The organism is Lactovum odontotermitis, assembly GCF_054658595.1.
On sequence record NZ_BAAGGQ010000001.1, the window covers coordinates 237,537 to 261,702 of the forward strand.

Annotated in this window: 23 protein-coding genes; 7 read left to right on the forward strand and 16 right to left on the reverse strand. The window is 46.7% G+C overall.

Features of this window, described 5'->3' with window-relative positions; translation table 11 throughout:
- Window positions 1-11 precede the first annotated feature (11 nt).
- The 3 genes from iolG to ACYQ2E_RS01100 all read left to right on the forward strand — a co-directional run bounded on the left by iolG (window position 12) and on the right by ACYQ2E_RS01100 (window position 3,048).
- Entirely contained in the window at window positions 12-1,004 is a 993-nt protein-coding gene (iolG, locus tag ACYQ2E_RS01090; RefSeq protein ID WP_460016197.1) for an inositol 2-dehydrogenase, read from the forward strand.
- Between the two features lie 12 nt (window positions 1,005-1,016).
- Complete coding sequence (locus tag ACYQ2E_RS01095; RefSeq protein ID WP_460016198.1) at window positions 1,017-2,045, forward strand: Gfo/Idh/MocA family protein; 1,029 nt, start codon at window positions 1,017-1,019, stop codon at window positions 2,043-2,045.
- A 73-nt stretch (window positions 2,046-2,118) separates the two neighbouring features.
- Window positions 2,119-3,048: a class II fructose-bisphosphate aldolase gene (locus ACYQ2E_RS01100; RefSeq protein WP_460016276.1), complete on the forward strand. Its 930-nt coding sequence runs from the start codon at window positions 2,119-2,121 to the stop codon at window positions 3,046-3,048.
- Between the two features lie 136 nt (window positions 3,049-3,184).
- Here ACYQ2E_RS01100 and ACYQ2E_RS01105 read toward each other — a convergent pair whose 3' ends face one another.
- The 6 genes from ACYQ2E_RS01105 to ACYQ2E_RS01130 all read right to left on the reverse strand — a co-directional run bounded on the left by ACYQ2E_RS01105 (window position 3,185) and on the right by ACYQ2E_RS01130 (window position 10,246).
- Window positions 3,185-3,655, reverse strand: coding sequence for a glutathione peroxidase (locus tag ACYQ2E_RS01105; RefSeq protein ID WP_460016199.1), 471 nt, complete (start codon window positions 3,653-3,655; stop codon window positions 3,185-3,187).
- An 84-nt stretch (window positions 3,656-3,739) separates the two neighbouring features.
- Complete coding sequence (locus tag ACYQ2E_RS01110) at window positions 3,740-4,447, reverse strand: hypothetical protein (RefSeq protein WP_460016200.1); 708 nt, start codon at window positions 4,445-4,447, stop codon at window positions 3,740-3,742.
- Entirely contained in the window at window positions 4,447-5,754 is a 1,308-nt protein-coding gene (locus ACYQ2E_RS01115) for a hypothetical protein (RefSeq protein WP_460016201.1), read from the reverse strand. Before ACYQ2E_RS01115 ends, ACYQ2E_RS01110 begins: the two co-directional genes overlap by 1 nt.
- The gene (locus ACYQ2E_RS01120) at window positions 5,744-7,252 is read right to left on the reverse strand and encodes a glycosyltransferase (RefSeq protein ID WP_460016202.1); all 1,509 of its coding nucleotides are present in this window, start codon (window positions 7,250-7,252) and stop codon (window positions 5,744-5,746) included. The genes ACYQ2E_RS01115 and ACYQ2E_RS01120 overlap by 11 nt, the downstream gene beginning before the upstream one ends.
- Window positions 7,249-8,691: a hypothetical protein gene (locus ACYQ2E_RS01125; protein WP_460016203.1), complete on the reverse strand. Its 1,443-nt coding sequence runs from the start codon at window positions 8,689-8,691 to the stop codon at window positions 7,249-7,251. The genes ACYQ2E_RS01120 and ACYQ2E_RS01125 overlap by 4 nt, the downstream gene beginning before the upstream one ends.
- 76 nt (window positions 8,692-8,767) lie before the next feature.
- Complete coding sequence (locus tag ACYQ2E_RS01130) at window positions 8,768-10,246, reverse strand: accessory Sec system protein Asp2 (protein WP_460016204.1); 1,479 nt, start codon at window positions 10,244-10,246, stop codon at window positions 8,768-8,770.
- 78 nt (window positions 10,247-10,324) lie between these two features.
- Here ACYQ2E_RS01130 and hslO point away from each other — a divergent pair, with 78 nt between their 5' ends.
- Together hslO and dusB are read left to right on the forward strand one after the other, a co-directional pair.
- A complete protein-coding gene (gene hslO, locus ACYQ2E_RS01135) occupies window positions 10,325-11,197 on the forward strand; it encodes an Hsp33 family molecular chaperone HslO (protein ID WP_460016205.1) in 873 nt (290 codons plus the stop codon).
- 40 nt (window positions 11,198-11,237) lie between these two features.
- Window positions 11,238-12,242 (forward strand): tRNA dihydrouridine synthase DusB, encoded by a 1,005-nt coding sequence (dusB, locus tag ACYQ2E_RS01140; protein ID WP_460016206.1) that lies wholly within the window; start codon window positions 11,238-11,240, stop codon window positions 12,240-12,242.
- Between the two features lie 17 nt (window positions 12,243-12,259).
- Here the strand turns inward: dusB and ACYQ2E_RS01145 are convergent, their stop codons facing one another.
- The 9 genes from ACYQ2E_RS01145 to yfmF all read right to left on the reverse strand — a co-directional run bounded on the left by ACYQ2E_RS01145 (window position 12,260) and on the right by yfmF (window position 21,634).
- Complete coding sequence (locus ACYQ2E_RS01145; RefSeq protein WP_460016207.1) at window positions 12,260-12,466, reverse strand: hypothetical protein; 207 nt, start codon at window positions 12,464-12,466, stop codon at window positions 12,260-12,262.
- Between the two features lie 52 nt (window positions 12,467-12,518).
- The gene (locus tag ACYQ2E_RS01150) at window positions 12,519-13,385 is read right to left on the reverse strand and encodes a YitT family protein (protein WP_460016208.1); all 867 of its coding nucleotides are present in this window, start codon (window positions 13,383-13,385) and stop codon (window positions 12,519-12,521) included.
- A complete protein-coding gene (locus ACYQ2E_RS01155; RefSeq protein WP_460016209.1) occupies window positions 13,382-14,275 on the reverse strand; it encodes a YitT family protein in 894 nt (297 codons plus the stop codon). Before ACYQ2E_RS01155 ends, ACYQ2E_RS01150 begins: the two co-directional genes overlap by 4 nt.
- Window positions 14,276-14,369: 94 nt before the next feature.
- Window positions 14,370-16,127, reverse strand: a complete 1,758-nt coding sequence (gene aspS, locus ACYQ2E_RS01160; RefSeq protein WP_460016210.1) for an aspartate--tRNA ligase — start codon at window positions 16,125-16,127, stop codon at window positions 14,370-14,372.
- Between the two features lie 28 nt (window positions 16,128-16,155).
- Window positions 16,156-17,442: a histidine--tRNA ligase gene (gene hisS, locus ACYQ2E_RS01165; protein ID WP_460016211.1), complete on the reverse strand. Its 1,287-nt coding sequence runs from the start codon at window positions 17,440-17,442 to the stop codon at window positions 16,156-16,158.
- 100 nt (window positions 17,443-17,542) lie between these two features.
- Window positions 17,543-18,118 carry a CDP-diacylglycerol--glycerol-3-phosphate 3-phosphatidyltransferase gene (gene pgsA, locus ACYQ2E_RS01170; RefSeq protein ID WP_460016212.1) on the reverse strand — a complete coding sequence of 192 codons (576 nt, stop codon included), beginning with the start codon at window positions 18,116-18,118 and terminating at the stop codon, window positions 17,543-17,545.
- Window positions 18,119-18,934: a helix-turn-helix domain-containing protein gene (locus ACYQ2E_RS01175; protein ID WP_460016213.1), complete on the reverse strand. Its 816-nt coding sequence runs from the start codon at window positions 18,932-18,934 to the stop codon at window positions 18,119-18,121.
- A 114-nt stretch (window positions 18,935-19,048) separates the two neighbouring features.
- Complete coding sequence (gene yfmH / locus ACYQ2E_RS01180; protein ID WP_460016214.1) at window positions 19,049-20,311, reverse strand: EF-P 5-aminopentanol modification-associated protein YfmH; 1,263 nt, start codon at window positions 20,309-20,311, stop codon at window positions 19,049-19,051.
- A 30-nt stretch (window positions 20,312-20,341) separates the two neighbouring features.
- Window positions 20,342-21,634 (reverse strand): EF-P 5-aminopentanol modification-associated protein YfmF, encoded by a 1,293-nt coding sequence (yfmF, locus tag ACYQ2E_RS01185; protein ID WP_460016215.1) that lies wholly within the window; start codon window positions 21,632-21,634, stop codon window positions 20,342-20,344.
- Between the two features lie 47 nt (window positions 21,635-21,681).
- Here yfmF and yaaA point away from each other — a divergent pair, with 47 nt between their 5' ends.
- Both yaaA and recF read left to right on the forward strand, forming a co-directional pair.
- Entirely contained in the window at window positions 21,682-22,068 is a 387-nt protein-coding gene (gene yaaA, locus ACYQ2E_RS01190) for a S4 domain-containing protein YaaA (protein WP_460016216.1), read from the forward strand.
- The gene (gene recF / locus ACYQ2E_RS01195; protein WP_460016217.1) at window positions 22,065-23,141 is read left to right on the forward strand and encodes a DNA replication/repair protein RecF; all 1,077 of its coding nucleotides are present in this window, start codon (window positions 22,065-22,067) and stop codon (window positions 23,139-23,141) included. The genes yaaA and recF overlap by 4 nt, the downstream gene beginning before the upstream one ends.
- Window positions 23,142-23,238: 97 nt before the next feature.
- Here recF and ACYQ2E_RS01200 read toward each other — a convergent pair whose 3' ends face one another.
- Complete coding sequence (locus ACYQ2E_RS01200; RefSeq protein ID WP_460016218.1) at window positions 23,239-24,147, reverse strand: SPFH domain-containing protein; 909 nt, start codon at window positions 24,145-24,147, stop codon at window positions 23,239-23,241.
- Between the last annotated feature and the right edge of the window lie 19 nt (window positions 24,148-24,166).

The following is a 24,166-nucleotide window of genomic DNA, read 5'->3' on the forward strand; positions in this document are numbered from 1 at the left end:
AGGCAAAAAAAATGTCTAAAATTAACATCGCAATCATCAGCTATGGCCGCATCGGTAAAGTTCACATGAAAAACTTACTCATCAATCCTCATTTCGAGGTGAAAATGGTCTGTGACATCATAAAAGCAGAACATTTTGAAGAAGACTTTCCCGATATTCAATTCGTCACTGATTACGCTGAAGTCTTAGCAAATCCGGAAGTCGATGCCGTGCTGATTGGAACACCGACACCATTTCACCCTGCTCAAATCAAAGCCGCAGCTGAAGCAGGAAAACATATTTTCTGCGAAAAACCTGTAGGCTCAGACATGAAAGAAATCTTAGAAGCTCATGAAGCCGTGAAAAAATCAGGTGTTGTCATGCAAGTAGGCTTCAATCGCCGTTTTGACGAAGATTTCCTTGCCATTAAATCACGGCTTTCGGAAATCGGAGCACCGCAAATTTTGAAAATCACATCGCGTGACCCTGAGATGCCGCCAGCTGCCTATCTAAAAAATTCCGGCGGAATTTTCATGGATATGGCAATTCACGATTTTGATATGGCACGGTATATGTTCGGTGAAGTCAAGACAATTTCCGTACAGGGAGCAGGACTGGTTGATCCGGAGATTACACAGTACGAAGACGTTGACACCGTTATCACCACCTTAACTTTTGAAAATGGCGCACTAGGTGTGATTGATAATAGCCGCCAGGCCGTTTACGGCTATGATCAGCGCCTGGAAGCTTTTGGCTCCGAAGGTATGCTGCAAAATGCCAATCATCTACAATCAAACATCGTCTTTTCAGGGAAAAACAACGTCCTTTCTGAAAAACCACAATTCTTCTTTCTGGAACGTTACCTGAACTCTTACAACACCGAACTCAATTATTTTGCAGAAAGTATTCTAGAAGGCAAACCAGTCGCCTGCACGATGGAAGACGGCATCATGGCTGTCAAGATAGCACAGGCAGCCAAAGAAGCCTTTTTATCAGGAAAAACAATTACAATTGAAAAAATTTAAAGGGAAACTGAAATGAAAAAACTGAAAACGGCAACCATCGGGCTTGGAAGATTAGGAATGGTTCACACAGAACATCTCGCCGCAATGGTAAATGATATTGAACTCAAAGCAAGTTTTGCCCTCGACGACAATCAGCTGCATTTTGCTGAAGAAAATTTTGGAGTGACAACTTACAAAGACTGGAAAGAAATGATTGACAAAGAGGATTTAGACGCAGTCATCATCACTTCTCCAACAGGTTTTCACCCGGAAATGACGATTTATGCTCTAGAAGCAGGGCTTCATGTCTTTTGCGAAAAGCCGATGGGTCTGGATTTGACGGAAGTTGAAAAAATGGCCGAAGTCATTCGACGGCACCCCAAACAAATTTTTCAGCTCGGTTTCATGCGCCGCTTTGATTCTTCTTATCAGGAAGCCAAACGTATGGTGGAGAACGGTGAGTTAGGCGATATCATTTATATGCGCGGTTATGGCATTGATCCGATTAAAAACTTTGACGGTTTTGTCAAATTTGCAAGCGACAATGATTCCGGAGGGGTTTTCCTTGACATGTGCATTCACGACATTGACCTTGTGCGCTGGTTTGCCGGTAAAAATCCGGTAGAAGCCTGGGCAGTCGGTAATACAATTGTTGAGCCGAAGCTGGCTGAAATCGGTGAATACGAAACAGGTGTTGCGACCTTACGGTTTGACAATAATATGGTCGCAACGCTGGTCGGCGGCCGCTCAGCCGCTCACGGCAACCATGTCGAGTTTGAAATCATGGGAAGCAAAGGCTGGATTCGTGTAGGACAAGAAGCCAACCCTTATTACAACACTTTATTCACAAGTCAGGGCATTGTCAGACCTTATATGCAATCCTTCCCTGAACGCTTTGCAGAAGCTTTTACTGCCGAGTTAAAAGCATTTGTCGAAGCTGTTAAATCAGGCTCGCCGTCAAAAACCGCTGCAGGAGTTGACGCAGGAATTGCAACGCTGAAAATCGCTAAAGCTTGCAAACAATCTGCCGAAAGCGGAAAGCTTATCCAGCTTAACTTATGATAAGCACACGCAAAAAGCTAAGTTAAAGCATTTCAACATCTTGCTTTATCGTTCAGAAAGAAAGGAGATAAATCTGACCATTACATCAGCAAAAAAATTTGTACAAGCTGCACACGATGGTGCGTATGCAGTCGGCGGATTCAATACCATCAATCTAGAATGGACCCAAGCCATCCTGCGCGCCGCCCAAAAAAAGCAAGCACCGATTCTGCTGCAGACTTCAATGGCACCTGCTCAATATATGGGAGGGTACCGCACTTGTCAGCGCTTCATTACTTCTCTTGTTGAAGACATGAGAATCACCGTTCCCGTCGCGCTTCATCTTGATCATGGAAATTATGAAGCCGTAAAAGAATGCATCAAAATCGGCTACAGCTCAGTTATGTTTGACGGTTCAATGCTTCCCATCGAAGAAAATCTCTCCAAATCAGCCGAGCTCATTGAACTTGCCCACGCTGAAGGCGTCTCTATCGAGTGTGAAATAGGTGCTATCGGCGGCTCTGAAGATGGAATTTACGGCGAGGGCAAACTTGCCTCTATTGAAGACGCAATGAAAATGGCAGCACTCGGAGTGGACTTTTTAGCCATCGGTATCGGAAATATCCATGGACCTTATCCAAAAGACTGGAAAGGATTGGATTTCGAACATTTAAAGAAACTAAAACAGCTGCTTCCCAACCTTCCATTTGTCCTGCACGGCGCCTCTGGAATTCCCGATGAACAAATCAAAAAAGCAATCACACTCGGCGTTGCCAAAATCAATGTTAACACTGAATGCCATCTTGCTTTTGCTGAAGCAACGATTGACACTGTCCACGACTTTGAGCGTCATAAAACTGAATATCTCAATAAAAAATATTACGATTTAAGAACTTTTCTCAGGCCTGGTTTTGAAGCAATCGAAAAAACCATTTCAGAGCGAATCGAAGTTTTTGAGAGCTCAAAATACCTCTGTGAACCTAGTGCAAAAGTCCGCGGCAAACAAGCATTTGTCACACAATAATCCCGACTTTATCAGATAAAAACAAAAAATCTTCGAAATCCTTTATAGGAAATGATTTCGGAGATTTTTTTAACTGTCTTTGTGACAAATTGGGGAATTGTCAGTATAAAGTCAAAGTCTAATCGAAAGTGGTGAATCAGAGCAGCTTCTCAATTTCGGCTTTCATTTCCTCAGGTTTCACAGCAGGTGCAAAGCGCGCAACAACATTGCCGTCGCGGTCAATCAGGAATTTCGTGAAATTCCATTTGATGGCTCCGCCGATACCGGCTTTCTCTTTTTTGAGGAATTTGTAAAGAGGATGGGCGTTTGCGCCGTTGACTTCAATTTTCTGGAACATGGTGAAAGTCACGCCGTAGTTGAGCTGGCAGAATTCTTCGATTTCAGTGTTGGTGCCTGCATCCTGGTGAGCAAATTGATTGCAGGGGAAACCGAGAATCTCCAGTCCTTTGTCCCGATAATCTTTGTATAACAGCTCGAGCCCTGCAAACTGAGGGGTGAAGCCGCATTTTGAGGCTGTATTGACGACTAAAACGACTTTTCCGGCATAATCGCTCATGCTGACTTCTTGTCCGTTCATTTTCATGGCTTTGTAATCATAAAATCCCATAATCTCCTCCTTATAAAGCAATTATAATACAAATTTTACACAAAGTAACAAACTTTGCTCAAAATACTGAATTGAGCTGAAATCTCATTCAAGAATTGTTATTGTCTTATAAGCTGATAAATTGGACAGAATGTCGGCCGGTGCCTGAAAGACTTTCAGACATTTTTGCTCTTTCTGTCGAAGAAATTTTGTGATAATGTCAGCATCAAAGGTTCCGTCAAGGCTGGCAAAGTGAACTTGGGGTTTTGTTTCGTTGAAAAATTCTGCTGCCAGGTAGCGCTGTTTCTTAGAAAAGCTGACGAGCAATGTTTCGCCGCTGCCGCTAATTTCCAGCAGTCCGGTAGTTTCCGACAGGGCTTGGTCACCTGCATAAAGCAAGCAGTCAAGGCTTGTAACACGCGCGGTTACGCTCAGCAGTCTCGTGCTGCCGGCTCCTCGCACCCTGATTCTGACAGTCAGGTCGTCATATTCTGGAACAACAAATTTGACGGACTTTTGTTTTGTCTCGGCAAAACTGGCAACTAGGCTCATTTGTTTAAAAAAACGAATTTCCAGAAAACTAAATAAGCCGTCATCCTTTGTATCTAGGGTGAATTCAACGGTTTCGCCAATGGGCAGATTCTGAAATTGCGCCTGCGGCTTCACTAAAATCGGCATGTTATCACGTATCATCCAGTGCTCATAAAGGATTCCCGGCTGTTCGTCATAGATGACACGTGCGCCGTCAAGCAAGTAAAGCTGCTCGGATTTGACGAAGTTTTGACGCCAATAGACGCGCTGCAAGTTTCCCATTATTTCAAAAGCCTCTGATAATCTGCTGCGGTCGCTGTTTTACCTTTTTTCTCGCGGAGCACGCGCAAGGCCCGGTTTTTATCTGGACGCTTGAGCACGTCGACAATTTCCTGCTCTTTTTCGAGAATCAGCTCATAGCCGGCGTTTTTGACGGTTTTCAGGTCGGTAATGACCAGCAGGCCCTCAAGATAAGCGCGCTGCACGGCATTTTCCCAGTCTCCTCCCTGATTCAGGTCGAGATAAATATCATTGTCAGATAATAATTTCGACAGCTCTTTACTGCTGATTGCTTCAAGGACATGAACGTTTTCGTGCCGGCTGGCAAAAGTCCGCAGTTTGTCTGAAATTTCAGAGGGTGCCGCAATTGTCCATTTGATGTTGTTTTCGGACAGAACTTTGGCAATTGTCCCATCGTAAAGAATCTGGTCGCTGCGGGTGACGGTCAGTGCAGCCGGACGGAATTTGTTTTCGCGTGTGAATTTCTCAATTGCGCCCAAGTAATCAATCCGGACAGCATTTTCCGGCGACAAATGCTGAACTTTGGCCATTTCCCGGGCATTTTCAAAGAGAATCCGTTTGACTGAAGATTTACCGGCCAATATCTGCTGCATGTTTCCGGGAATTTCCTTGTGAATAGTTTCTTGAAAGTAGAGGCTGGAATTGATTTCAGGCAGCTGATTCACCGCAAAGAAAGGCGTCGACATTGAATTAATCAAAATTTCGTCCACTCCGTCTAAAAAGTTTGACAGATAATCCTTGACAAAGTCGGTCAAAGTCGGAAAAATCTGATTTTCCCCAAGCATGACCCGGCTCGCCGTATCCACCGTCAGAACCTGCTTGCCCTCAGCATTGAAATAGAGCGTCTTCACCTCTTTACCCTCATAATCGTAGAGCAGCTCAGCAAACTTGAAGCCCTGACGATTATAACGATAGGCAATCGTCGGCTTGCCCGAGCGGCTCAGCCAGACCACTTCCCGAACTAAACGCCAGCTGTGCGGCGCATAATAGATATAGCCCACAACTCTGTCGCCGCGAAGAATTTCAGCCTTGCTGCCGTCAAGATTGCGAATTTCATCATATTCCGGCACTTTGACCTGATTATAGTGCAAATCCTTGTCAGGCAGACCCTCAGCGCCAATAAGGTGCGCAAAAGGATTCATCAGCTCATTCGGCATAAAACCGTCATAGTTAATGTTAACATGCCTGTAGGGGATTCCCGCCGATGTCAAACTTGCCAGAAAACGCTGCGTCGGCTGATGATAGAAGTCAGTCAGAACTAATTTTGCTGCAGTCTTTTTATTCATCACTCGCATGGCCTCCACTCAAGCATAAATCATATAAATTGCGCCAGTCACGGCTGACATTTTCAGATAAATAAGGAGCTGCCTTTTCCTGGTCAAATTTGACGGCGGCGGAATAATCCAATTCATTGACCATTTTCGTCATCGATGCAGCAAAAAGCTGAACTTGTTCTTCCTCACTGCCGCGCTCAAGCAGATAGCCATTGACGCCATCTTCAATGAACTCTGTGTTTCCGTAATCCACATTCAGACCGATAATCGGCAGACAGGCACCGACCGCTTCAAGAATGGTCAAGCCGAAGCCTTCAGAGCCCGAAGCAGTTAAATAACCGCCGTACTGCTCGTAAAGCTTCGCAGTCATCTTCTGATGACCCTCCATTTTGATAAAATCTCCAGCATCAAGCTGTTTAATCAGCTCGGACAAATTGCCCTGCAGACCGCCTGCACCGTAGACATGGAACTCCAGCTCCGGCAGGAACTTCTTCGCCTGCGCGACTGCCTTTACCAGCACATCAATATGTTTTTCATTCGCCAAACGACTTGCGGTCAGAAATTTATATTTATTCGCTTCAACCAGAGTGCCGTCCGACAGAGCCGCCACCGTTCCCACCGGAATCGTCAGAACTTTTGACTCTGGATGGCCGTAGCTGGCAAATTGAGCAGACAAACGCTCTTTCTGCTTATCCGTCGAAACGACAAAATAATCAATAAACTGATAATTTGTAAAAACATACTCGTAATAATTATTCCAAAGCACCCAGTTTTCATCACTCATACGCGTATTGAAATGCTCCGCATGTACCACCACCACAAACTTGGCCTCATTTTTATTCATTAACAGCTCAGCACCTAAATCCGTACTGCGGTCAATGATGACAATATCCTGGCTGCCAAAGTTCAGGCGGCGGAAAAATTCATTGTAAAATTCACTGATTCCCTGCAGAACAAGGTCATCAAGCAAAGTCAGAACAATTTTTCCCTCATGTAAAAACTGGCGCAGCGTCAATTCGCCCGCTTCATTGTAGAAATAACGGCAGAAAACCTCCTTGCCGTTATAATAATCAATATTTGTCAGACGGTCACTATAATGCGCCACCTGCAGCAGACGCCCGCCTACAATCGTGTCCACCCGGTCAACGATACCCTCGCCCAAAGCAGGAATCAGCCATACCTTATAATGCAGACTGCCTTTCTTGAAAGTAACAGACAGATTATTTTCCTGCTCACGCTCAAAATCAGCCGGAATCTCAGCCGCGAAATCCCCGACAGTATAGCTCGAACGATGATTTTCCTGTCCCGCCAAGAACTTATAAGCATTCAGCGTATAATCCATGTCAATGCCGATATTATCCGTAAAACGAGTATAGTTGCTGTAAATATAGTCACAGAACACAAAGAATTGACGCTCCGGAAAATCCTTAACCAAATCAAAACGATATTTCTGGGCATACTCAATGCCGCTCGATGACGGTCCAATGCCCTTATTGATATGATAAACTGTCAAATTTTTTGTCCTTTGTCATCAAAAATTTCAAGCCAGCGTTCTATAGTCGGCTTATCTGAAAACTTCTCGCGCGTTAAATCCGGATTCGGCGCCACGTACTTGATAAATTCCACATCATAAACGATTTGCTTAATCAAGCGCGATAATGAGGTTTCAGAAATCATCTTGCCGTTATTATCTTCAAGATAATCATTCAGCAGCGGGTCCCCCTTCAGAGCTAGAATTGGCTTCTCCCCTGCAATCGCCAGCATTAAAGGCTGAGAAATTATTTCAGAATTTTGATAATGAATATAAAGAATCGAAGCTGCCATCGCTGTCGCACGATTTTCAGGGAAAGGCCGTGTCAGTGCAGTGATGCGCGCTTTAATCTCCTCATCCGTCAAGCCCTTGCTCTTAAGCAGATTTAAAAAATCGACCTGGTCTCGCAGCAGTGAAAACTCAATCGTAAAGCTCACTTTAGCTTCTGTTTCAAGAATCTCGATGAGCGATTCCGCCACTTCTTCAAAATTGACAGTATCGGACGGACTGCCCAAATTCAGAAAAACAGGAAAAGTTTCTAACTCATAATTCGGCATCAGCAGCTCAGTTGCAATGAAATTGTTCCAATAAAGCTTACTGCTGGTGCTCTCATCAAATCTGACTGCGATTTTATTCAGTTCATCATGGCTGTTGAAAATGAGTTTCTCATAATGGTCAAACTGAATATCCTGGAGTTTATTTTCATCCAGAGGCTGAGTGACCAGAAGACAAACTCCGATTTTACTGAAATTGCTGGTAACAATCGCTTTTCTAAAGCTTTCATTCATGATGAAAAACAAATCATTGTCCTGTTTATTTTTCAGAAGCTGTAAAAATGCCCATTCCCAAAATGCCGTTTCCGACAAGAAATCCAATTTCTCACGGACATATCTGATTTTCGTAACCTTACGGTATTTCCCCGTCAAATAAAGCTCAAAAACAGTGTCGCCACGCATGTCCAGCAGTTTTGACAAAGTGTCCTCGCCCATGGGGTACTCATAAGCGACAAGTTGGCCGCCGTCATCATAAACATCCCGGCTGACCAGCTCCCCCCGCTCAAAATGCTCGACGGATTCAATACTGCCGTCCGCACGCAGCTTCAGCTCCAGAGCTTCCCCTTTTTTCTGGTAACGCAGCGAAGCAAAGCCCGTCTCAGCCAAAAAGCCCTCAGGCACCTCAAAATCTGCCGGCGTCAGCCTTTCCTCATCAAGCATCGTACGGCCGGTAAAACAATCATAAATTGACCAGATCGTTCCCTGTTTAAAATTTGAGAGAGCCGCTGCCCGGTTTTTCTGCTGCTTAATGTCAATAGAAGGCGTGATAACCTGGCAGTCAATTCCCTTTTTATCAAATAACGACTTTATTCCGAAAATCGCCGCATCACGGTTGTAAACCCCATACTCCCCGATTATAAAAATCATTTTTCCTCCATGTCCTGCTTTTTAGATAGATAAGTTCCTTAAGGGCACTGCTCCACAAAGTATAACTATAATTATATCACAAACCCTCGGTTAAATTATCCAGAATTCTATCAATCCAGCGACTCATCTCCGGAATTTTTTCAGGATGAAAACCTGCTTCCTCAACAATCTCAACAGACTTTGCAGTTTTCTGCAATTTTTCAAAAAACGGCTTGCAATAATCAAGTTCATCATTTTTCATGATAAAACTATAAAATCTAATCTTCGATAAATCTGATTGACCCAGACAACTCTCGATAATCTGATTTAGCTGCTCCGTATCCTCAGGCACATAACGGCCGCTCAGATATTCACGCGCCGCAATCATAGACGGCTCGGTCCGAAAAGCCACTTCAACTTTTTCAGTAATGCTGCCGATATGAAGCAGAGGTTTTGCCGCAATCACATCACCGGCCTGCATTTTCATACCATAATACATTGCCGGAAATGAGCCCATTGACCAGCCAACCATAACCAAGTCACCACGAGTTAATTTCAGACGGATGAGTTCTGCATCAATCAAACCAGTGACTGATTTCTCATAACTCTTATCATCAATTTTCCCGATATGAAAGGCACCGCCCCGCCCGCGCAAATCACAGAACAACAGGACTGGAAAGCCGTAATTCGCCATCGACTGCCGTTCATAATGCGGCAGCTCAGATAAATTACCCGAAAAGCCGACAATCAGCTTTCCCCGCCGCTTCCCCGGCAAATATAAAGAATGAATAAATTCACCGTCCTCAGTTTCCGTGCGCTGGTCACCCGCCTGGAACCAGCCCAGGTTCAGCTTATCCTTATAAGTCCAGACCTTTCCCAAACGCGCTTCTCCCGTGCCTTTTAACAAAATCTGCCCGCGAAATTCCACATTTTTCATGGCTTCAAAAATGTATTCTTTGCTTGTAATTCTATCTGTTTTCAGTAATTTTCCAGTATGGTCCAGCGTATAAATGATGTAGATAATCTGCAAGTCGCCAGTCGTCGCATAATCAAAGGTCAGCCGATGCAGACCAGGTGCGTTATAAAAACGGCGGAAGGGCATCACAAATACAGTTTTTCCCCAATTTCTGACCATCCGCTGAAAATCCAGCAAAACCGTCTCCTCCGGAAAACTGCCTTCAACAAGCATTTCATAACGTCCCAGACGCTCGATACGCCCAGGAAAATCATCTCTTATACGAGCAGCCTCATCCGGCAAAGCCGAAAATCCTTGCGTTTGAAGCAAATCGTCAAACATAAAAGTCAAACGTTCGATGAAATCAGAATCTTCCCAGATTTCCGTCAAATCAAAATGCCCTAAAACTTCTAATTCAGCCGACTGCTGCTGACTCGGGTAAGCATAAATAATATAGCGTGTCCGCACCTGCCTTAACAACTGCAACAGCTCCGCAGATGTGATACTGCGGCAGTCCATGAGCAAATAATTCGCAAACGGCAGTGACTGCAAATAACTATCAACCCTAATCGAATCAATACCGTTAAACTTCTCAAAATTAATTTGCAGAAACTTCATCATTTTAACTAATTATATCAAAGTTCCGCCGAATTTGTTATAATGCTCTTATGCTTAAGATAAATCAGAATAAGGAAACACATGGACAAAATAATTAAATCAATCTCTGAAAATGGACATTTCCGTGCTTTTGCACTAGATTCCACAGAAACTGTCGCCGAAGCGCAGCGACGTCACGAGACAATGGCCTCATCGACAGTTGCACTCGGGCGCACATTGATTGCGGCGCAGATTTTAGGCGCTTTGGAAAAAGGCAATGCCAAGATTACTGTCAAAGTCATCGGCGATGGGCCGATGGGCTATACACTGGCTGTGGCTGATGCGTCGGGCAATGTCAAAGGCTATGTCAAAAATCCTGACCTTGATTACCGGCGGACTTCAACGGGTGAAATTCTGGTGGGCGGGCTCATCGGCAACGGCCAGCTGATTGTCAGCAAGGACATGGGGCTGCGCACTAGCTACACTGGTCAAGTCGACCTTATCTCTGCAGAAATCGGTGAGGATTTGGCCTGGTATTTTCTGCAGTCTGAGCAGACACCAAGCTCTGTCGGCGTCAATGTTACACTGAATGAAGATTCTGACTCCGTCAAATCAGCCGCCGGCTTTCTTCTACAGGCCTTACCGGAAGCGAGCGACGAAGAAATTGCTAACATGGAGAAACAGATTAAAGCGATGCCGGCCTTGTCAGATCTGACGATTGAGCAAATCCTGCCGGCGATTTACGGCGATATGAAATATAAAGTTCTGACAGAAAGCCCTCTGGCCTTCAAATGTGACTGCAGCAAGACCCGTTTCCGTGAAGGCATCCGCTCGCTCGGCCCTGCTGAAATTACTGCCATGATTGAAGAGAATCACGGGGCTGAAGTTGTCTGCCAATTCTGCGGGCGGACTTATGATTTCTCGGAGGAAGAACTAAATGGCCTGATTCTTGATGAAAACAGAACTGAAAACTAGTTTCTCGTCATTTTGCAAAGAAAATGCTAAAATATTTTTTATGACTCGCAATACAGAATACACCGGCAGCTACAAAATCGGCAGTGTCGAGATTCCCAACCGCATTGTGCTCGCGCCGATGGCAGGGATTACGAATAAAGCTTTTCTTACCACCGCGAAAGAATTCGGCGCTGGTCTTGTTGTCTCAGAAATGATTTCTGACAAAGGCATCGAATTTCGTAATAAAAAAACCCTCGACATGCTTGATTTCGAAGGCGTACCGCATCCGCTCAGCATTCAGATTTTCGGCGGCGAAGCCGACACGCTGATTGAAGCGGCCAAATTTGTTGAAGCCAACACAACGGCTGACATCATTGACATTAACATGGGCTGTCCTGTGCCGAAAGTCACGAAAAATGAGGCCGGCAGCCGTTTACTGCTTGACCCGGACAAGGTTTATCGCGTCGTTTCCGCCGTCAGCCAGGCCATCTCCATTCCTTTAAGCGTGAAAATCCGCATCGGCTGGGACGCTGACCACCTCTATGCTGTCGAGAACGCCAAAGCCATTGAGGCGGCGGGCGGCGCAGCTGTCGCCATGCACACACGCACCAAGGCTCAGGCCTACAAAGGCAGTGCGCAGGAAAACTGGCACTGGCTGGCCAAACTCACAGACGCTGTGAAAATTCCCGTCATCGGCAACGGCGACGTAAAAACGCCCGAAGATGCGAAACGCATGATTGATGAGACCGGCGTTACGGCCGTCATGATTGGGCGTGCTGCCCTGGGCAATCCCTGGATGCTCCGGCGTACAGCACACTATTTTGAAAGCGGTGAACTTCTTCCAGAGCCGCCGCTCACAGAAAAGCTGGAAACCGCGAAGCTTCATCTGGAGCGGCTCGTCAAGCTCCACGGCGAGCACCTGGCGACGCTCGAATTTCGCTCTCAGGCCAGTTACTACTTAAAGGGCGCCAAAGGCGCCGCTAAGATTAAAGTGGCAGTCAATCAGGCGGAAAATCCTGAACAAGTCAATCAAATTTTTGACGATTTTATAAAAGAGCAGATTTAACGGCTGCTCTTTTTATTTTACTTTTTCTTTTTTATTTTATCCTTTGGTCTCTTCTCAATCTTAGCCTCAGCCGGCAAATCCACAGGCGGCTTCTTCAGGCGCAGATTATTCTCTGAAACTGCTGGAGATTCAACCTTTTTCAGCTTCAAATTTTCCGGCGGAAGCTCAACGCCTAACTTTTCAAATACTTTTGAACCATTGTTCTGATTTTGTAAAATGTCCATGATTTTAGAGTACCTCTAGCCTTTCTTATTGCAGGGGCCGCTCCAGCTGCTGTCACACCCGATAGCGGCTGTTTGAGTGCACAAAGTCGCCCATTACCTCGTGCACGTTGATAATCGTTGTGAAGGCCTTGTCATCAATCTTTTGAATCATCAGCTTGGTCTCCTGAATTTCGCGCGGGTTCAGTACGACATAAATCACTTTCATATCCTCACGGGAAAAGCCGCCCTGACCGTTCAGAAAAGTCACACCGCGTCCCATATCTGTCTGAATTTTTTTCGCCAGTTCTTCCGGAAAGCGTGTCACAATCAGCATGCCGCGCACAGTGTAGCCGCCTGACTGCACTAATTCCAGCACCTGGCTGGCCACAAAGCTGCAAATCAAAGTGTACATCATGTGCTTTAAGTCAACATAACTCAGCGAAGCCGCCAAGACAAAGGAATCCGCAATCATCATTGTCCGCCCCAAAGGCACACCATTCCTATCCTGAATCAGCCGGGCAATAATATCTGTTCCGCCCGTTGTCCCGCCGTTTCTGAAAACAAGTCCCAGACCAATGCCGGAAAAAATACCGGCCAGCAGAGCCGCAATCAGGAAATCGCCGTCCACTTTGATTTGAAAAGGCACAAGCTGCCAGAGCCAAATCCAGATTGCCAGAACCGCGATGCCGTAGACTGTAAAAGTAAATAAACGGCGCCCTAAAAAGCGATAGCCGATGATTAAAAGCGGCACATTGAGCACCAGCGTCGTAATTGACGGATTGATGCCAGCCAGAAAATGCGCAATCAGGCTAATACCAGAAACGCCGCCCTCGGCCAGGTGATTCGCCATGTTCAGCTTTACAAAGCCAAAAGAATAAATCCCCGTCCCCAGCGTAATCCAGAGCAGATTCACAAAATGTTTTAAAATAAAATTTTTCATTCAGTATTTTTTTCTTCGTCGAAATTTCCGAGCACTCGGATGTTTTGAGCAAGCGTCACAAACGCCTGCGGGTCTGATTCTCTCATGGCCTCTTTGAATTCCGCATATTCAGAATTCGTCACCACGGTCAGCATCACTGTTTCACGGGAATGCGTGTAGCCTCCCTCGGCACCGCGGATAAAAGTCACACCGCGGCTTAAATGATTAAAAATAGCGTCACGTACATCATCAGGATACTTCGTCACAATCGTCACCTGCATCTTCTTCTGACGATTGAAAACTGCATCCACAAGACGGCCGTTAACAAAAACATAAATAAGCGAATAAAACATGTGCGGCCAGCCAAAGAGCGCCCCTGCTGTAATGATAATCACACCATTGACAATCGTACTCAGAAAACCGACCGTCATCCCCGTTCTCTTCTTGACAATCAAACTGACAATGTCGGTTCCGCCGCTGGAAATACCGTTTCGCAGGACATAGCCCACTCCAAGCCCCATCAGCACACCGCCGAAAATCGCATTAATCGTCGGGTCTGTGGTGAGCGTCATTTTCGGAATCAGCTGAATAAAGACCGAGCTCAGACTAATTGACATAAAGGTGTAAAGTGTAAACTTTTTACCCAGCATAAGCCAAGCCAAAATCAGGAGAGGCAAATTCAAAAGCCAGATAATCAGCGAAATCGGAATTGGCTCTGAGCCGAAACCGCGTACCAGAAGAGTATAAACAATCTGTGAAATACCCGTCACGCCGCTGGAGTAAACATCACCAGGCTGCAGGAAAAAATTCAGTGCAATCGCCGATACAATCCCGTAAACCACAGCTGCTGAAGTTCTGTCAATAAAGCGTGAAAGGTCAAAATCAGCAGAATTTAGAAATTTATTTTTCATGTTTTGTAGAAATCAGTTTGCCCAATTCTTAGGAGTAAACGCACTGCACAACACATTACATCATACAGCGCCGCCAAAATCTGTACAAATTAAATCAATCTGTCTTCACTTCAATATGAAGCTCATCAAGCTGCTTGTCCGCCACAGGACTCGGTGCCTGCGTCAGCGGGTCAACCGCGCGCTTGTTCTTCGGAAAGGCAATGACCTCGCGGATGTTGTCCTTACCGGCCAGCAGCATGACAAAACGGTCAAGGCCCATCGCCAGACCACCATGCGGCGGAAATCCGAAGTCAAAAGCTTCCATCAAGAAGCCGAACTGCTCCTCAGCCGATTCCTTGCTGAATCCAAGCGCCGTAAACATCTTCTCCTGCAGCTCGCGCGTGTGAATACGAAGCGAGCCGCCGCCCAGCTCATAGCCGTTCAAAACAATATCATAAGCATGCGCATGCACTTTTCTCAAATCAGAATCCTGACGGCTTCCATCTGCCGTCAAAAATTCAACCGTTTCTTCCGTCGGCAGCGTAAATGGATGATGCGCTGACATATAACGGTTTTCCTCGTCTGACCATTCAAAGAGCGGCCAGTCCACAACCCAGAGGAAATTAAACTTGCTCTGGTCAATCAAGCCCTGCGTCCGTCCAATATGCAGGCGCAGCGCACCTAGAGCATTGTTGGCAACATCCAGCTTATCCGCCACGAAGAAGACCAGGTCATTGTCAGCAAGGTCCAGCTTTGCCAAATCCGACAAAGTCAGGAACTTCGCCACAGAGCCGGACAATTCGCCCTTTTCGACTTTGACCCAGGCCAGACCATGCGCGCCGTTCTGCTTGACCAGCTCTGTCAGCTTATCAATGTCTTTTCGAGAATATTTATCCGCCAGATTCTTAGCCACAATTGCCTTGACCGCTTCAGCTTCGCTGAAGACTTTGAAGTCCAAGCCATGCAGGTCCTCGGTCAAATCAGTCAGAAGCATCTCAAAGCGTGTATCCGGCTTGTCTGAGCCGTAAAAATTCATCGCATGCGCCCAAGTCATATGCGGCAGAGGCAAGGACAATTCTACACCCATTACCTTTTTCATCACATGTGCTAAAAGTCCTTCGGTAAGCTCCAGAATCTCATCTTCATCCAGAAAACTGGTCTCAAGGTCGACCTGCGTGAACTCCGGCTGACGGTCGCCGCGCAAATCCTCATCGCGGAAACATTTGACAATCTGATAATAACGGTCAAAACCAGCGCCCATCAGAAGCTGCTTGGTAATCTGCGGACTTTGCGGCAGAGCGTAGAAATGCCCATTATTGACACGGGACGGCACCAGATAGTCACGCGCCCCCTCCGGCGTCGACTTCGCCAGCATAGGCGTCTCAACGTCAATAAAGCCGGATTCATCCATGTAATTGCGGATTTCGTGCGTGACATGATGGCGCAGACGAAGATTCGACAACATGTCCGGACGGCGCAAATCAAGGTAGCGGTAGCGCATGCGCAATTCATCCGAGACTTCATTGCCGTCCTTTATTTCAAATGGCGGCGTCTGCGAAGCAGCGAGAACAGTCAATTCTGACACGTGCAGCTCGACTTCACCAGTTGCCAGCTTTTCGTTGACCTGGTCACGCTTGACAACAGTTCCTGTCACCTCAATCACAAACTCGGCCCGAAGCTTCTCGGCCTGCGCCATTACTTCCTCCGAAACCTGACGCGGATTAAAAACAATCTGCATAATCCCTTCACGGTCACGCAAATCCGCAAAAATCAGGCCGCCGAGGTCGCGGCGACGGTCGACCCAGCCCTTCAGCGTAATTTCCTGTCCGACCTGACTCAGCTTGACTTGGCCAGCATAACATGTTCTTTTCATAAAATAATCTCCGAATTTCTATTCATTTTTATTCGCCCATAACCAGCGCCTCGTAAATCGAGGCAAAGTCTGAGTAAAGCTCGGCCAAAGGATACTCATGCTCCTCACGATTTTGCGAATTCTTGACCTTTGCAACCCTTTTCAGCACTTCATTTTCGCCTAGGGTGATAATCAAATCCGCCCCATAAGCATCGGCCGACTTGTACTGTGCAGCCAGTTTGCGGTTCTGATAATCCCTGTCGACACTATAGCCCTGCGTCCGAAGCGACGAAACCAGCTTGCTCGCCTCAATATTCGCCCCATCGCCCAACACAGCCACATAAGCATGTAAACCAGCCTCAGCCGCTAAGTCAACATCCTGCGTGTCCAGAATCAGAAGCAGGCGCTCAACACCCAGTGCAAAACCGAAGGCAGGCGTATCTGGCCCCTCAAAATATTCAACCAGCTTATCATAACGCCCGCCTGCACAGATTGCCATCTCCTGTCCATCAGCCACAGCCATGATTTCAAAAACAGTGTCTGTATAATAATCCAGCCCGCGTACCATCGTACTGTCAATCACATACTCGACATCTGCTGCCTCAAGAATCTCACAGACAGAATCAAAGTGATTTTTCGAATTTTCATTCAGATAATCCAGCACTGACGGTGCCTTTTCCAGGAAGACCTTATCCTCTTTGTCCTTGCTGTCCAGAATGCGCAGAGGATTCTCGTCCAGACGACGCTGAGAATCAGCCGAAAGCCGGTCTCGAAACGGCTCCAGATAATCAACCAGCGCCTTGCGGTAAGCCGCCCGGGATTCACCGTCGCCGATAGAATTCAGATGAATTTTCAAATTTGCGAGCCCTAGTGTGTTAAAGAAATCGGCCGCCATGATAATTGTCTCCGCATCAATTGCCGGATTTTTTGCGCCGAAAACTTCCACGCCGATTTGATGAAACTCGCGCAAACGCCCGGACTGCGGACGCTCATAACGGAACATCGGGCCAGAGTACCAGAGTTTCACCGGCTTTTGGATTTCGGGCGCAAAAAACTTATTTTCCAGATAAGCCCGAACAACCGAAGCCGTTCCCTCAGGGCGCAGCGCAATATGACGGCCGCCCTTATCCTGAAAATCATACATTTCCTTCGTGACAATATCCGAAGTCTCGCCGGAGGAGCGGCTGAAAAGCTCATAGTCCTCAAAAACCGGCGTTTCAATCTGCTTAAAATTATAATTCTCAAAAGTTGCCGCAGCCAGCGCATTAATCTGCGTCATCAGCTCTGCATTTTTTCCGAAAATATCCTGTGTGCCTTTGGGTTTTTGTAATTTCATAAATTCCTGCTTCTATATTTAAAATCGCCGCTGGCGATTCTATTAACTGATTTGACAGTGGTTACCGGTTAGAATGTAAGCACTGCGGGAAACATTATCGTCAGTCTGGATTTTTAAACACTGACATATTCTTTGCAAAGTAGTCATAGCCTGAATATATTGTAAAGAAAACACAGATGTAAAAGAGAACAGTCCCGATGTAGAAGGGATTTCCCAGAAAAAGGAAAATCACCGAGGTCATCTGCGTCGCTGTCTTAATTTTTCCAGGCATCGCAGCTGCCATGACAACGCCGCCCTGCTCGACTAGAAGCAAACGCAGACCCGTCACTGCCAGTTCACGGCAGACAATGATTGCCACCGCCCAGATGGGCACGATATTCACCGCCACCAGGACGACAAAGGCCACCATATTCAGCATTTTGTCCGCCAGCGGGTCGGCGAATTTGCCGAAGTTGCTGACCACATGCCATTTGCGCGCCAAGTGTCCGTCAAGCCAGTCCGTAAAGGAGGCCAGAGCGAAAACAATGGCTGCGATGACCCAAATGACAGAGCTATGGCCGTGAGACAGAATTCCCTGAAAACTGCTGCCCTGCGGGAGATAGAAGAGAATCACGAAAACCGGAATCATGAAGATTCGAATCATCGTTAACTGATTTGGTAATTTTTCTTTTTTCATTTAGTAAGTTATTTCCAAAGTAAGCGTGTTCGGCGGATTGGGAACATCCGCGAGGCTGAGGGGCTGCTCGTTAATCAGAATGCTGAGAGACCTGTAATCACTAAGCGTTAAAGTCGTTGTGGTCACATTTTCTTCCAGTGTGATGGTTGCACTCGGCGCCGCAGCCGTTAGACTGGCTGTCTGACTCACAGTGCCTGAAACATTGACTGTCGCGGCTGATAAGCCGCCATTGAGCCTAAAGGTTAAGACAAGCGGATTTTTGCCGGATTTGACTTGGATGCTGGCACCGTCGGCGGAATGGCTGATGCCTGTCGCGGGACTGGAGCTCGAGCTGGTAGAGCTTTGCGACATGCTGTAATTTTCAGGTAGAACCTTTGCCTCTTTCGGGAAATTGATTAAAACAATGGCAGTGACCGCGATTAGAATAATAATTGCAAATGATGATAACAAGATAACCGGCAGGTAGCGCTGAAACCAGTTCTGCGGCTGCTCATCCTCCTCGCTGGGAAGGAGCTCGCGCTCGTCCGGGCGGATGAAGCGGTAGTTACCCGTGTCTTCAAAAGGACCTTCGACTTCGACTGGAATGCCTTTGTCAAACGCATCAAGAATCGCATCGACATCGAGCTCCAGACGCTGGGCATACTGCTTAAGATAGGCGCGTACGTAGAAAGGACCGGGAAAAACGCTGTAATTGTCTGTTTCAAGCGCGCTGATATAAATTTTTTTGATTGAAGTCTGTTTTTCTGCCTTGTCCAGGCTCCAGTCCAGCTTGGTTCGTCGCTCTTTGAGCAATGTACCAATAGCTTTTTGTACCATTTTCCCTCCTTTGTCTTTTAATACCTTTCGGTGTGCGTCTGAGTTTTACCTGGCAAAAGCTGGTAAAGCTCTCTGAACACCGATAAATTCTCAGACAAAATTGCCGATTCTGTCTTAATTTTTTGGCCGAATAATAAATATTGAAGTTTCAGCGTCTTTCAGGAACTTTTCTGCAAATTTCAGCGTCTTTTCAAAAGTGATAGTTGACAAGACGTCCAAAACATCAAATAAAGTTTTGCTTGAATCTGCAGGCATTGCCACGAATTCATTGGCAATATGCTCTAAAGAGTTCAGTGACTCAATGTAGTTTCCGAGCATTTGACGGCGAAGCAGCTCAAAATGGGCCAAGTTTGTGTCACTTCTCATTTTATACTTTTTCAATTGTTCTTGCAAGATTTTCGACAGCTTTTCAGGATTTTTTGTGTCAAGAGTGATGAGCAGACATTGAAACTGCGGACTGTACTCAAATTCATAGTTGAAACTGTCATCAAGTAGGCCGCTTTTGTAGGCTTCTTCGAAAAATTCCCCTGTCCGGCCGAAAATCATAGCGAAGAAAATCAGCATTGAGATGCGATATTCCAGTGCTTCTTCATCTTCAACCGCATTATTGCCGCGCAAGCCCAGTCCGAGTTTGGTATCAGAAACTTCCATGGAAATTTCTGAAAATGGAACAGCAGGCTCAAAAGCCAGCGGCGCACGCTCTATTTTCACGGACGAAAATTCCTTGTCCGCCTGATTTTCACGCACCAGCGCAGAAATTTCATTGACATCGAATGGCCCTGTCAAAAATAGGGACATATTGGAGGGCTGATAGAAGGTCCGGTAATTCTCATAGAGCATCTCCGGCGTAATCTCGGCGATTGATTCCGGCGTTCCCGCAATGTCCTGGGCCAGCGGCGAATTCGGATAGAGTGAGGCCAGCAGACCCGCGTAGAGCTTCCAGTCCGGGTCATCCTGATACATCTGGATTTCCTGCGTGATGATGCCCTGCTCTTTATGGACAGAAGCCTCCGTAAAGTACGGCTCTTGAACAAAATTCAGCAGTAATTCAACATTTTCAGGAATATTTTCAGAGCCCATGAAAAGATAGGCCGTCCGGCTAAAACTTGTAAAGGCGTTCGTCTGGGCACCCAGCGCACCGAACTTCAGCATCACATCGCCCTCTTCTTTCTCGAAAAGCTTATGCTCCAGAAAATGGGCAATGCCGGCCGGATAAGTTTTGCCGTCAAAAGAAATGTCCAAAGAGCCGAAATTTGTCCGGAAAATGCCGTAGGTCTTGCTCCTGCCTGGTTTTGGCAGATAATAAACCGTCAGACCATTGGACAGCTTGTCCGTAAACAAAGTTTCATCGATATGTTCATAATATTTTTCAATCATTTGCCAGCTCCGATTTTTTCTCCACAAGATTTATTCATTGACTTCAGCCTCCTCAAGCTGAGCTTTCAGCATGTATGTCGCCTGCAGAATCAGTTTCTGCGCCACCCGCTGAACATCTTCAGCACTGACCGCTTCCAAGCTGGCCAGCCAGTCTTCAGCCGACTTCGTGCGCTCGGGCAGTATATTTGAGACAAAGGCCAGCTCCAGCTGAGACGCAGCACTGTCTTGTCCTGCGATGTAGCCGTTTCTTAAGAGTGCCTTGGTTTGTGCCAGGTCTGCCGCGCTGAAATCGCCACTTTTCATCTCTTCAAGCAGAGACAAGGTCAGATTGCGCACATGCTCCAGATTTTCTGCATCCACGCCGGCCGTCACGGTCATCATGCCGGTAAAGCTGTCAAAACGTGAGCCAATCCCGTAAGCCAGACTTTCCTGCTCGCGGACAACACTGAAGAGCTTGGAATTCGGCTGACTGCCGTAAAGCCCGTTAAAGACCTGCAGCGCCGCATAATCGCTGTCGCCGTATTGAATCGGCATTGACCAGGCCATGATAAGCTGTGACTGGTAGGCCTCCTTGCTTTCAATACTAACTTTTTCGTCAGTTACTGCCTGACTGTAAAAAATCTTATTTTCATCCAGTGCCGGCCGGTCGGCAAATTTCCAGCTTTCAAAATCCCTGATAAGCTCTGCTTCTGCGACATCCCCCAACACGAAAATATCCACTGAATTCGTCGCCAGCATGGTCAAATAATAGTCATAAAGCCGCACAGCATCTACTTTTTTAAACAGTTCAACTGTCCCGTGAGACGGCGTTGACATATTTTCATCCGCATAGAACAGCTCCTCTAGCTTGACGGCCGCCACATAGGCATTATCATCTTTCAGCGACTCCAAATCGTGCAGGCCGTTGGTTTTGACCAACTCGAAAAGCTGCGGCTCGAATTTTCCGTCAGCCAGCAGCGGCTCAAAAATCGCGTCGTGCAGCAGCTCTAAGCCGATTTTCAGCGTATCTTCGCCGACAAATCGCGGCTCGACCACATTCACGCCGAAAGTCAGATTGTGCTGTCGTCCTTTTGAAGTCACGCCCGCGCCCAGGCGCATCCCGAAATTCATGGACAGCGCCGCCTGAAAATCCTTAGGATTCGGATACTTCGCGTCCGCCAGCGTCAAAAGATTTGACAGCAATGCCCTCTCGGCCAGCGTTTCCCGTGAAAGCGGCTCGCGAAAGCGCACCATCATGTGAATAGTTTTAAATTTCTCACTCGGCAGGAGGTGCAGATTCACGCCTTCCGCTAATTTTACAGTTTTCGTCTTAGCGTCTATCATAGCCTCTATTTTAGCATATTTCACGACTTTTTTGCTACAATCATCTTATGAGAAATATTGACTTGGCATCGGCCGATTCCATTCCCATGGAAACCATTACAATTTATGACGACTACATTACCTTAGGGCAGGCGCTGAAGGAGCTCGGGCTCATTGAAACCGGCGGTCAGGCCAAGCTTTTTCTGGCGGAAAATGCCGGGGAGATTTTTTATAACGGTGAGGCTGAAAATCGCCGCGGCAAGAAAATCTACGCAGGAGACCGTTTAGAGTTGCCAGGGTACGAACTTACCGTGAAATTTGAGCAGGCCGACGCCGAAGAATTGGCCGAACGTGCAGAAATCAAGCAGCTCGAGAAAAATTTCAAAATCAGAGAACAGTTAAATTCAGTAAAACAGAGCCAGCCTAAAAAACCGAAATCGCCCTTCCACAAATGAAACTCAATAAGATACAACTGAAAAATTTCAGAAACTATGAAAATCTCATGCTGAATTTTCATCCGAATCTGAATATATTTCTCGGACAAAATGCTCAGGGTAAAACCAACATTCTAGAGAGCATTTATTTTTTGGCGCTCACTCGCAGTCACAGAACCAGTCACGATTCCGAGCTCATCAGATGGGGAAGCGAAGGAATGCGTGTCAGCGGTGAAATCGAAAAGCGCGGCAGTAAGATTCCGCTGGAAATCCAGCTGGACAAACACGGGCGTAGAGCTAAGGTCAATCATCTTCCGGAGAAACGTATCGCGGACTACATTGGCCAGCTGAATGTCGTCATGTTTGCCCCTGAAGACCTTGAACTGGTCAAAGGTGCACCTGCCAAGCGCCGCCGCTTCATCGACATGGAACTTGGACAAATCAAGGCCATTTATCTTTATGACTCTATGCGCTACAACCGTGCCCTGCGTGAACGGAACGCCTATCTCAAAGAATTCAGCCAGAAAATTGACCCTGTTTTTCTTGATGTTATGGATGAACAGCTTGTCAACTTCGGCTGTAAAGTTATGGACGCAAGGACAAAATTTGTCGAAAATCTGGCAAAGACAGCGGCTGCGATTCATCTGCAGCTCACGCATCAAACTGAGAATTTGGACATTTTGTATGTTAAGTCCGTCAAGGAAGATTTTGCGGCCGAATTAAAAGCCGTGCGCCAGAAAGATATCGCCCGCCGCCAGACCACAATTGGCCCTCACCGCGACGACCTGCAGTTTCTCGTCAATAACATCAACGCCGCCAGCTTCGGCAGTCAGGGCCAGCAGCGCACCGTCACCCTCTCAATGAAACTGGCTGAAATTGAGCTGATTCAGGCTGAAACCGGCGAGTATCCGATTCTGCTGCTTGATGATGTCATGAGCGAGCTTGACAATGAGCGCCAGCTCAATCTTCTGGAGACTTCCATCGGGAAAACGCAGACTTTCCTGACGACAACGACACTTGACCATTTGAAAAATCTGCCTGAGGATTTGAAGATATTTACGGTTGAGGCAGGGCAGATTGTAGGCTCAGAATAAATAGACAAGATGATGTAAGACGACGAAAAAATCCAGCCGAAATTCAAGTTGGATTTTCTCTTGTCGTTTTACACGTTGATTCGTTCCTAATTAGTCACTAATTAGTTTTTGCAGCTTTCAGCGCTGTTAACATCTGTGTCCGCAGGTCCTCGATTCCTTCAGCACCAGCCGGCAGGAACAATGTAGAATTGCCTTTGCCCGCGAATTGGTTCAGCGTGTCCAGATACTGGTTAATCAGCAGAATAGACATAATTGACTCTTCTGAGAGGCCGACACCTGTCGACTTCATTTCGTTGATCTGCTGGGCCAGTCCATCAACGATGGCTTTACGCTGCTCGGCTAAACCAACACCGTGCAGACGGTCTTTTTCGGCCTCGGCTTCGGCGGCTGTGACGACTTGAATCTTGCTGGCATTGGCCAGCATTTGAGCGGCGTCCTGCTTACGCTGAGCGGCGTTGATTTCATTCATAGACTGCTTGACTTCGGCGTCCGGCTCGACACGGGTAATCAGCGTCTTGACGATAACGTAGCCGTAGGTGGCCATTTCTTCGGCAACTTGTTTTTGTACTTCAAGGGCGATTTCGTCCTTTTTCTCGAAGAGGTCATCGAGCGAGAGTTTTGGTACGGCTGAGCGCAGTGAATCTTCGATGTAGGCCTTAATCTGCTCGGCAGGATTCATCAGTTTGTAGTAGGCATCCATGATGTTCTGCTCGTTGACGCGGTACTGAGTGGAAATGTTCATTGTCACGAAGACGTTGTCGTTCGACTTTGTCTCAACAACCATATCTGCCTGAATCATACGCAGCTGGATACGCGCTGCAATGCGGTCAATTCCCCACGGTGCTTTGATGTGAAAACCTGGATTGGCGAGTGACTGAAATTTTCCGAAACGCTCGATAACGGCCACTGTCTGCTGCTTCACCACGAAGAAAAGTGATGAAATGCTGGCTATAACAACGATAAAGATAATCAGAAGTACAACCAGAAGTGTAATAAGCGGTGCCATAAAAATCTCCTTTGAAATT

Excerpts from the sequence above, each read along its gene's own strand:
- iolG (WP_460016197.1), top strand. The coding sequence starts at position 12 with ATGTCTAAAATTAACATCGCAATCATCAGCTATGGCCGCATCGGTAAA.
- ACYQ2E_RS01095 (WP_460016198.1), top strand. The coding sequence starts at position 1,017 with ATGAAAAAACTGAAAACGGCAACCATCGGGCTTGGAAGATTAGGAATG.
- ACYQ2E_RS01105 (WP_460016199.1), bottom strand. The coding sequence starts at position 3,655 with ATGGGATTTTATGATTACAAAGCCATGAAAATGAACGGACAAGAAGTC.
- ACYQ2E_RS01110 (WP_460016200.1), bottom strand. The coding sequence starts at position 4,447 with ATGGGAAACTTGCAGCGCGTCTATTGGCGTCAAAACTTCGTCAAATCC.
- ACYQ2E_RS01125 (WP_460016203.1), bottom strand. The coding sequence starts at position 8,691 with ATGATTTTTATAATCGGGGAGTATGGGGTTTACAACCGTGATGCGGCG.
- ACYQ2E_RS01130 (WP_460016204.1), bottom strand. The coding sequence starts at position 10,246 with ATGATGAAGTTTCTGCAAATTAATTTTGAGAAGTTTAACGGTATTGAT.
- hslO (WP_460016205.1), top strand. The coding sequence starts at position 10,325 with ATGGACAAAATAATTAAATCAATCTCTGAAAATGGACATTTCCGTGCT.
- dusB (WP_460016206.1), top strand. The coding sequence starts at position 11,238 with ATGACTCGCAATACAGAATACACCGGCAGCTACAAAATCGGCAGTGTC.
- ACYQ2E_RS01145 (WP_460016207.1), bottom strand. The coding sequence starts at position 12,466 with ATGGACATTTTACAAAATCAGAACAATGGTTCAAAAGTATTTGAAAAG.
- ACYQ2E_RS01150 (WP_460016208.1), bottom strand. The coding sequence starts at position 13,385 with ATGAAAAATTTTATTTTAAAACATTTTGTGAATCTGCTCTGGATTACG.
- ACYQ2E_RS01155 (WP_460016209.1), bottom strand. The coding sequence starts at position 14,275 with ATGAAAAATAAATTTCTAAATTCTGCTGATTTTGACCTTTCACGCTTT.
- aspS (WP_460016210.1), bottom strand. The coding sequence starts at position 16,127 with ATGAAAAGAACATGTTATGCTGGCCAAGTCAAGCTGAGTCAGGTCGGA.
- hisS (WP_460016211.1), bottom strand. The coding sequence starts at position 17,442 with ATGAAATTACAAAAACCCAAAGGCACACAGGATATTTTCGGAAAAAAT.
- pgsA (WP_460016212.1), bottom strand. The coding sequence starts at position 18,118 with ATGAAAAAAGAAAAATTACCAAATCAGTTAACGATGATTCGAATCTTC.
- ACYQ2E_RS01175 (WP_460016213.1), bottom strand. The coding sequence starts at position 18,934 with ATGGTACAAAAAGCTATTGGTACATTGCTCAAAGAGCGACGAACCAAG.
- yfmH (WP_460016214.1), bottom strand. The coding sequence starts at position 20,311 with ATGATTGAAAAATATTATGAACATATCGATGAAACTTTGTTTACGGAC.
- yfmF (WP_460016215.1), bottom strand. The coding sequence starts at position 21,634 with ATGATAGACGCTAAGACGAAAACTGTAAAATTAGCGGAAGGCGTGAAT.
- yaaA (WP_460016216.1), top strand. The coding sequence starts at position 21,682 with ATGAGAAATATTGACTTGGCATCGGCCGATTCCATTCCCATGGAAACC.
- recF (WP_460016217.1), top strand. The coding sequence starts at position 22,065 with ATGAAACTCAATAAGATACAACTGAAAAATTTCAGAAACTATGAAAAT.
- ACYQ2E_RS01200 (WP_460016218.1), bottom strand. The coding sequence starts at position 24,147 with ATGGCACCGCTTATTACACTTCTGGTTGTACTTCTGATTATCTTTATC.